Source organism: Streptomyces sp. NPDC127129, assembly GCF_042671585.1.
Classification (GTDB): Bacteria; Actinomycetota; Actinomycetes; order Streptomycetales; family Streptomycetaceae; genus Streptomyces.
On the sequence record NZ_JBHXTV010000005.1, the window covers coordinates 470,701 to 478,296 of the forward strand.

A 7,596-nucleotide genomic window follows, 5' to 3' on the forward strand; every position below is an offset into this window, starting at 1 on the left:
GGACGTCGTGAGCGACACACAGACCTTGATCGAGAACCGGCCGCCCTCCGTGGCGACCCTCTTCCTTGAGCGCGTCGAGCGGACTCCTGATGCGGAGGCCTATCGCTATCCGGTTCCGGCGGTTTCCGGCCAGGGTCCGGACGAGTGGAAGTCGCTCAGCTGGGGGCAGGCCGCCGAGCGGGTCTACGCCATCGCGGCAGGTCTGATCGACCTGGGGGTGCAGGCGGAGGAGCGCGTCGCCCTGGCCTCCTCCACCCGGGTGGAGTGGATCCTCTCCGACCTCGGCGTGATGTGCGCGGGAGCCGCCGTCACCACGATCTACCCCCAGACCAACGCCGAGGAGTCGGCGTTCATCCTCTCCGACTCCGAGTCCAAGGTGCTGATCGCGGAGGACGCGGCGCAGGTCGCCAAGGCCCGCGAGACCCGCGCCGACCTGCCCGGTCTCCACCACGTCGTCGTCATCGACCCGACGGGCGTCGAGAGCGACGACTGGGTCCTCTCCCTCGCCGAACTGGAGAAGCGCGGCCAGGCGTACCTGGAGCGGCACGCCGACGCCGTCAAGGAGCGCGTCTCGGCGATCACCGCGGACCAGCTCGCCACCCTCATCTACACCTCGGGCACCACCGGCCGCCCCAAGGGCGTCCGCCTCCCGCACGACAACTGGTCGTACATGGCCAAGGCGATCGCCGCGACCGGTCTCGTCACCGGCGACGACGTCCAGTACCTCTGGCTGCCGCTCGCGCACGTCTTCGGCAAGGTGCTCACCTCCGGCCAGATCGAGGTCGGCCACGTCACCGCCGTCGACGGCCGCATCGACAAGATCATCGTGAACCTTCCGGTGGTCCAGCCGACCTACATGGCCGCCGTGCCCCGCATCTTCGAGAAGGTCTACAACGGCGTCGCCGCCAAGGCCCGCGAGGGCGGCGCGGCCAAGTACAAGATCTTCCAGTGGGCGGCCGGAGTGGCCCGCGAGTACGCCAAGGTCACCCAGGACAACTTCCGCCGCACCGGCACCGCCTCCGCGCCCTTCGGCCTCACCGCGAAGCACAAGGTCGCCGACGCGCTGGTCTACAAGAAGCTCCGCGAGGCCTTCGGCGGCCGGCTGCGTGCCGCCGTCTCCGGCTCCGTCGCCCTGGCGCCCGAGATCGGCTTCTTCTTCTCCGGCGCGGGCATCCACATCCTGGAGGGCTACGGCCTCACGGAGTCCAGCGCCGCCTCCTTCGTCAACCCGGGCGAGGCCTACCGCACCGGCACGGTCGGCAAGCCGCTGCCCGGCTGCGAGGTCCGGATCGCCGACGACGGCGAGATCCTGCTGCGCGGCCCCGGCATCATGCAGGGCTACCACGGCCTGCCCGAGAAGACGGCCGAGGTCCTGGAGGCGGACGGCTGGTTCCACACCGGGGACATCGGCGAACTGTCCGCCGACGGCTACCTGCGGATCACGGACCGCAAGAAGGACCTGTTCAAGACCTCCGGCGGCAAGTACATCGCGCCGACCGAGATCGAGGGCCAGTTCAAGGCCGTCTGCCCCTTCGTCTCCAACATCGTCGTCCTCGGCGCCGACCGGAACTACTGCTCCTCCCTCATCGCGCTCGACGAGCCCGCCATCCTCGGCTGGGCCGCGGAGAACGGCCTCGCGGGCAAGGCGTACGCGGAGGTCGTGGCCGCCCCGCAGACGCTGGAGATGGTCCAGGGGTACGTGGACCGGCTCAACGAGGGCCTGCAGCGCTGGCAGACGATCAAGAAGTTCCGGCTGCTCCCGCGGGACCTGGACGTGGAGCACGGCGAGCTCACCCCGTCGCTGAAGATGAAGCGGCCGGTGGTGGAGCGGACGTACAAGGACCTGATCGAGGACATGTACACGGGGGCGCGGGAGGCCTGACCGGACCGGTCCGGCCGTAGCCGGCCGACGGTTGTCCACAGGCCGGCGGTCCACGTCGGGCAGTACGGGACAATGGGCTCATGCCTTCCGTACTGCCCGATGGTGAGCCCATGCCCGACGACGGGGCGCTGCCCTCGCACGCCCTGGAAGGGGCCGGGGAGCGGCCGCTCGGGTTCTATCTGCACGTGCCGTACTGCGCGACCCGCTGCGGCTACTGCGACTTCAACACGTACACCGCGAGCGAGCTGCGCGGTGCCGGAGGCGTGCTCGCCTCCCGGGACAACTACGCGGGGCAGGTCGTCGAGGAGATACGCCTCGCCCGGAAGGTGCTCGGCGACGACCCGCGGCCGGTGCGGACCGTCTTCGTCGGCGGCGGTACGCCGACGCTGCTCGCGGCCGGTGATCTCGTACGGATGCTGGGGGCGATCCGGGACGAGTTCGGGCTCGCGGACGACGCCGAGGTGACGACGGAGGCGAACCCGGAGTCGGTGGATCCGGCGTATCTGTCGGAGCTGAGGGCCGGCGGCTTCAACCGGGTGTCGTTCGGGATGCAGAGCGCCCGGCAGCACGTCCTGAAGGTCCTCGACCGCACGCACACCCCGGGGCGGCCCGAGGCGTGCGTCGCGGAGGCGCGGGCTGCGGGCTTCGAGCACGTGAACCTGGACCTGATCTACGGGACGCCGGGGGAGTCCGACGACGACTGGCGCGCGTCGCTGGAGGCGGCGATCGGAGCGGGCCCCGACCATGTCAGCGCGTACGCCCTGATCGTCGAGGAGGGGACGCAGCTGGCGCGCCGGATCCGCCGCGGCGAGGTGCCGATGACGGACGACGACGTGCACGCGGACCGGTATCTGATCGCCGACTCCGTCTTCGCCGAGGCCGGCTTCGACTGGTACGAGGTCTCGAACTGGGCCACGTCGGAGGCCGGGCGGTGCCTGCACAACGAGCTGTACTGGCGCGGCGCCGACTGGTGGGGCGCGGGCCCGGGGGCGCACTCGCACGTGGGCGGTGTGCGCTGGTGGAACGTGAAGCATCCGGGGGCGTACGCGGCGGCCCTCTCCGCCGGGCGGTCGCCGGGCGCGGGGCGGGAGCTCCTCTCGGCGGAGGACCGGCGCGTGGAGCGTGTGCTTCTGGAGCTGCGGCTCCGGGAGGGCTGCCCGCTGGACCTCCTGAAGCCCGACGGCCTCGCGGCCTCCCGCAAGGCCCTCGCGGACGGGCTCCTCGCGCCCGAGCCGTACGAGGCGGGGCGCGCGGTCCTGACCCTGCGGGGCCGGCTCCTCGCCGACGCGGTCGTCCGCGACCTGGTGGACTAGGGCCCCTACCCCTAGGGCCCCTACCCCTAGGGCCCCTACCCCTAGGGCGCCGAGCCCCCGGGGGCGTACCCCCTGCGCCGTGGCCCGGTGCCGAGCCCCGGTGTCCTACCCCGGCGCCGTACTCCCGGTGCCGAGCCCCGGCGCCGTACTCCCGGTGCCGAGCCCCCCGGTGTCCTACCCCGGCGCCGTACCCCCGGTGCCGAGCCCCGGTGTCCTACCCCTGGCGCCGAGCCCCGGTGTCGTACCTGCGGCGCCGGGGCCCGGGCGGGTCGACCGGGCGGGACGGGCCTACGGCGCCGTCACGAAGTCGATCAGCTCCTCCACCCTGCCCAGGAGCGACGGTTCCAGGTCCTTGTAGGAGTGGACCTTCGACAGGATGTGCTGCCAGGCGGCCCCCGTGTTCTGCGGCCAGCCCAGCGCCTGGCAGACGCCCGTCTTCCAGTCCTGGCCCCGGGGGACCGCCGGCCACGCCGGGATGCCCACGGAGGACGGCTTCACGGCCTCCCACACGTCGATGTACGGATGACCCACGATCAGGACGTCCGGGGACGTGACCTGCGCCGCGATGCGGGACTCCTTCGAGCCCGGCACCAGGTGGTCGACGAGGATGCCGAGCCGTGCGTCCGCCGCCGGGCCGAACTCCGCGACGATCGACGGAAGGTCGTCGATGCCCTCCAGGTACTCCACCACCACGCCCTCGATGCGCAGGTCGTCGCCCCAGACCCGCTCCACCAGCTCCGCGTCGTGCCGGCCCTCCACGTAGATCCGCCCCGCCCGGGCCACCCGCGCCCGCGCGCCCGGGACCGCGACGGAGCCCGAGGCCGTGCGGCTGGGGCGCGCCGGTCCGGCGGCGGGGCGGACCAGGGTCACCACCTTGCCCTCCAGCAGGAAGCCCCGCGGATCCATCGGGAACACGCGGTGCTTGCCGAAGCGGTCCTCCAGCGTGACCGTGCCCGCCTCGCAGCGGATCACCGCCCCGCAGAAGCCTGTCGAGACCTCCTCCACCACGAGGTCCGCCTCCGCCGGCACCTCCGGCACCGGGGCGGATCGCTTCCAAGGGGGCGTCAGGTCCGGGTTGTAGCTGCGCATTCGGGCGACGTTATGCGACGGAGAAGCGCCGTGCCAGCTCATCCCGCTGGCGCCGCACGAACGCCGCGTCCACCGCCGCCCCGTGCCCCGGCACGTACAGCGCGTCCTCCCCGCCGAGCGCCAGCAGCCGGTCCAGGGCCGCCGGCCATTGCGAGCCGACGGCGTCGCTGCCGGCCTGCGGCTCGCCCGACTCCTCGACCAGGTCACCGCAGAAGACGACCTCCACCCCGTCGGCGTCCGGGACCAGGAGCACCAGGTCGTGGCCCGAGTGCCCCGGCCCGACGTTGGCCAGCAGCACCTGGCGGCCGCCCAGGTCCAGCGTCCACTCGCCCGACACCATGTGCCCCGGGAGGACGAGGGTGTCCACGGCCTCCGTCGCCGCCGACTCCGCCACCCCCTGACGTACCGCGTCCTCTCGCAGCGCGTGCCGCTCCCGGCGCAGCAGCTCGTCCAGGCCCACCGCCCCGAACACCTCCGCCCCCGCGAAGGCCGCCGTGCCGAGGACATGATCGAAGTGCGGGTGACTCAGTGCGATGTGCGTCACTCTCCGGCCGCCCGTGAGCGCCTCCGCCTGTGCCCGCAGCTCGGCGCCCTCGGCGAGCGTCGAGCCCGTGTCGTACAGCAGCACGGCGCGCTCGCCCAGTACCAGCCCCACCGTGGCGTCCCAGCCGGGCAGTCGGCGCCTGCCCACCCCGTTACCGAGCCGCTCCCAGCCGTACTCTTCCCAATCGACATCCATACCGCGACGCTATCCGCAACGACGTGGCCTCCGACACAGCCTCCTTGCCAGGAGCGATGCCCGCCGCCGTACACTGGCCGGGGGATTCCTGGCACTCGAACAGGGCGAGTGCCAAATGCGGAGCAACCGATACGACAGCTGGAGGTGTGCGCGATGCTCAGCGAACGCAGACTCGAGGTGCTGCGCGCCATCGTCCAGGACTATGTCGGGACGGAGGAGCCGGTCGGCTCCAAGGCGCTCACGGAGCGCCACAAGCTCGGCGTCTCGCCCGCCACCGTGCGCAACGACATGGCCGTGCTGGAGGACGAGGGCTACATCGCCCAGCCGCACACCAGCGCCGGACGCATCCCGACCGACAAGGGCTACCGCCTCTTCGTCGACCGGCTCGCCGGCGTCAAGCCGCTGTCGACGCCCGAGCGGCGCGCGATCCACAACTTCCTCGACGGAGCCGTCGACCTCGACGACGTCGTCGGGCGCACGGTCCGGCTGCTCGCGCAGCTGACCCGGCAGGTCGCCGTCGTGCAGTACCCGTCGCTGACCCGCTCGACGGTCCGGCACGTGGAGCTGCTCTCGCTGGCCCCCGCCCGGCTGATGCTGGTGCTGATCACGGACACCGGCCGCGTCGAGCAGCGCGTCATCGACTGTCCGGCGCCGTTCGGCGAGGCCTCGCTCGCGGACCTGCGCGCCCGGCTCAACAGCCGGGTCGTCGGCCGCCGTTTCGCGGACGTGCCGCAGCTGGTGCAGGATCTTCCGGAGTCCTTCGAGGAGACGGAGGACCGGGGCACGGTCTCGACGGTGCTCGCGACCCTGCTCGAAACCCTGGTGGAGGAGCACGAGGAGCGGTTGATGATCGGCGGTACCGCCAATCTCACCCGTTTCGGCCATGACTTCCCCCTCACGATCAGGCCCGTTCTCGAAGCCCTCGAGGAGCAGGTCGTGCTCCTCAAGCTGCTGGGCGAGGCCAAGGACTCGGGCATGACCGTACGGATCGGGCACGAGAACGCCCACGAGGGCCTCACGTCCACGTCCGTCGTCGCGGTCGGCTACGGTTCGGGCGACGAGGCAGTCGCCAAACTCGGCGTGGTCGGACCGACCCGCATGGACTACCCCGGAACGATGGGAGCGGTACGCGCAGTGGCACGTTACGTCGGACAGATCCTGGCGGAGTCGTAAGTGGCCACGGACTACTACGCCGTACTCGGCGTGCGCCGCGACGCGTCCCAGGACGAGATCAAGAAGGCATTCCGGCGGCTCGCCCGCGAGCTGCACCCGGATGTCAATCCCGATCCGAAGACGCAGGAGCGGTTCAAGGAGATCAACGCCGCCTACGAGGTGTTGTCGGACCCGCAGAAGAAGCAGGTCTACGACCTCGGTGGCGACCCGCTGTCCGCGTCCGGCGGCGGTGGTGGAGCCGGTGGCTTCGGCCAGGGCGGCTTCGGGAACTTCTCGGACATCATGGACGCCTTCTTCGGTACGGCGTCGCAGCGCGGGCCGCGCTCGCGCACGCGCCGCGGCCAGGACGCCATGATCCGGCTGGAGATCGACCTCAACGAGGCCGCCTTCGGCACGACGAAGGACATCCAGGTCGACACGGCGGTCGTCTGTACGACCTGTTCCGGTGAGGGCGCAGCGCCCGGCACGTCCGCCCAGACCTGTGACATGTGCCGCGGCCGCGGTGAGGTCTCGCAGGTCACGCGGTCCTTCCTGGGCCAGGTCATGACCTCCCGCCCCTGCCCCCAGTGCCAGGGCTTCGGCACGGTCGTCCCGACCCCGTGCCCCGAGTGCGCGGGCGACGGGCGGGTCCGCTCGCGGCGCACGCTCACCGTGAAGATCCCGGCCGGTGTCGACAACGGCACGCGCATCCAGCTCGCGGGCGAGGGCGAGGTCGGCCCCGGCGGCGGCCCCGCCGGTGACCTGTACGTCGAGATCCACGAGGTCCCGCACGAGACCTTCCAGCGGCGCGGCGACGACCTGCACTGCACGGTCACCATCCCGATGACGGCGGGAGCGCTCGGTACGAAGGTGCCGTTGCAGACGCTCGACGGGATGGAGGAGGTCGACATCCGCCCGGGCACCCAGTCCGGCCAGTCGATCCCGCTGCACGGGCGCGGCATCACGCACCTGCGCGGTGGCGGCCGCGGCGACCTGATCGTGCACGTCGAGGTGACGACGCCGTCGAAGCTCGACGCCGAGCAGGAGCGGCTGCTGCGCGAACTGGCGAAGCTGCGTGGCGAGGAGCGGCCGACGGGCCAGTTCCAGCCTGGGCAGCAGGGGCTGTTCTCGCGGTTGAAGGATGCGTTCAACGGGCGGTAGGCGTGAGGGCCGGGGGTCCGGGGGTCGCCCCCCGGGTCAGCACGGTCAGCCGGGGCAGCAGGGGCTGTTCTCGCGGTTGAAGGACGCCTTCAACGGGCGGTAGGACCGGCCCCCCACCGCCCGTCGGGCGGTCGGTTCCGTGCCTGGAAGGGGGGGCGCCGCGGGGGGGGGGAGGCCCCCCCACCGAAAGGAAGGATACCGGAGATTAAAACCCCGGAAAGGGAGGTACCCCGAAACCCAACGAAAGGCCCCCCCAGGCG

The 7,596-nt window shown here is 71.9% G+C and carries 6 protein-coding genes; 4 read left to right on the forward strand and 2 right to left on the reverse strand.

The window, feature by feature from the left end:
* Positions 1-7 precede the first annotated feature (7 nt).
* Entirely contained in the window at positions 8-1,882 is a 1,875-nt protein-coding gene (locus ACFVGW_RS12940) for an AMP-dependent synthetase/ligase (RefSeq protein ID WP_385851985.1), read from the forward strand.
* Positions 1,883-1,992: 110 nt separating this feature from the next.
* Complete coding sequence (gene hemW, locus ACFVGW_RS12945) at positions 1,993-3,195, forward strand: radical SAM family heme chaperone HemW (protein WP_385852002.1); 1,203 nt, start codon at positions 1,993-1,995, stop codon at positions 3,193-3,195.
* 288 nt (positions 3,196-3,483) lie between these two features.
* Here the strand turns inward: hemW and ACFVGW_RS12950 are convergent, their stop codons facing one another.
* Positions 3,484-4,284 carry a DUF3097 domain-containing protein gene (locus ACFVGW_RS12950; protein WP_385851986.1) on the reverse strand — a complete coding sequence of 267 codons (801 nt, stop codon included), beginning with the start codon at positions 4,282-4,284 and terminating at the stop codon, positions 3,484-3,486.
* Positions 4,285-4,294: 10 nt separating this feature from the next.
* Positions 4,295-5,023 (reverse strand): MBL fold metallo-hydrolase, encoded by a 729-nt coding sequence (locus ACFVGW_RS12955; RefSeq protein WP_383225645.1) that lies wholly within the window; start codon positions 5,021-5,023, stop codon positions 4,295-4,297.
* Between the two features lie 153 nt (positions 5,024-5,176).
* Between ACFVGW_RS12955 and hrcA the strand changes: the two genes are divergently transcribed.
* Both hrcA and dnaJ read left to right on the forward strand, forming a co-directional pair.
* Complete coding sequence (gene hrcA / locus ACFVGW_RS12960; RefSeq protein ID WP_352187898.1) at positions 5,177-6,196, forward strand: heat-inducible transcriptional repressor HrcA; 1,020 nt, start codon at positions 5,177-5,179, stop codon at positions 6,194-6,196.
* The gene (dnaJ, locus tag ACFVGW_RS12965) at positions 6,197-7,336 is read left to right on the forward strand and encodes a molecular chaperone DnaJ (RefSeq protein WP_361762323.1); all 1,140 of its coding nucleotides are present in this window, start codon (positions 6,197-6,199) and stop codon (positions 7,334-7,336) included.
* Positions 7,337-7,596 lie beyond the last annotated feature (260 nt).

Bases quoted from the DNA above. Each gene is read 5' to 3' on its own strand.
- hemW (WP_385852002.1), top strand. From the start codon at position 1,993: ATGCCCGACGACGGGGCGCTGCCCTCGCACGCCCTGGAAGGGGCCGGG.
- ACFVGW_RS12950 (WP_385851986.1), bottom strand. From the start codon at position 4,284: ATGCGCAGCTACAACCCGGACCTGACGCCCCCTTGGAAGCGATCCGCC.
- ACFVGW_RS12955 (WP_383225645.1), bottom strand. From the start codon at position 5,023: ATGGATGTCGATTGGGAAGAGTACGGCTGGGAGCGGCTCGGTAACGGG.
- hrcA (WP_352187898.1), top strand. From the start codon at position 5,177: ATGCTCAGCGAACGCAGACTCGAGGTGCTGCGCGCCATCGTCCAGGAC.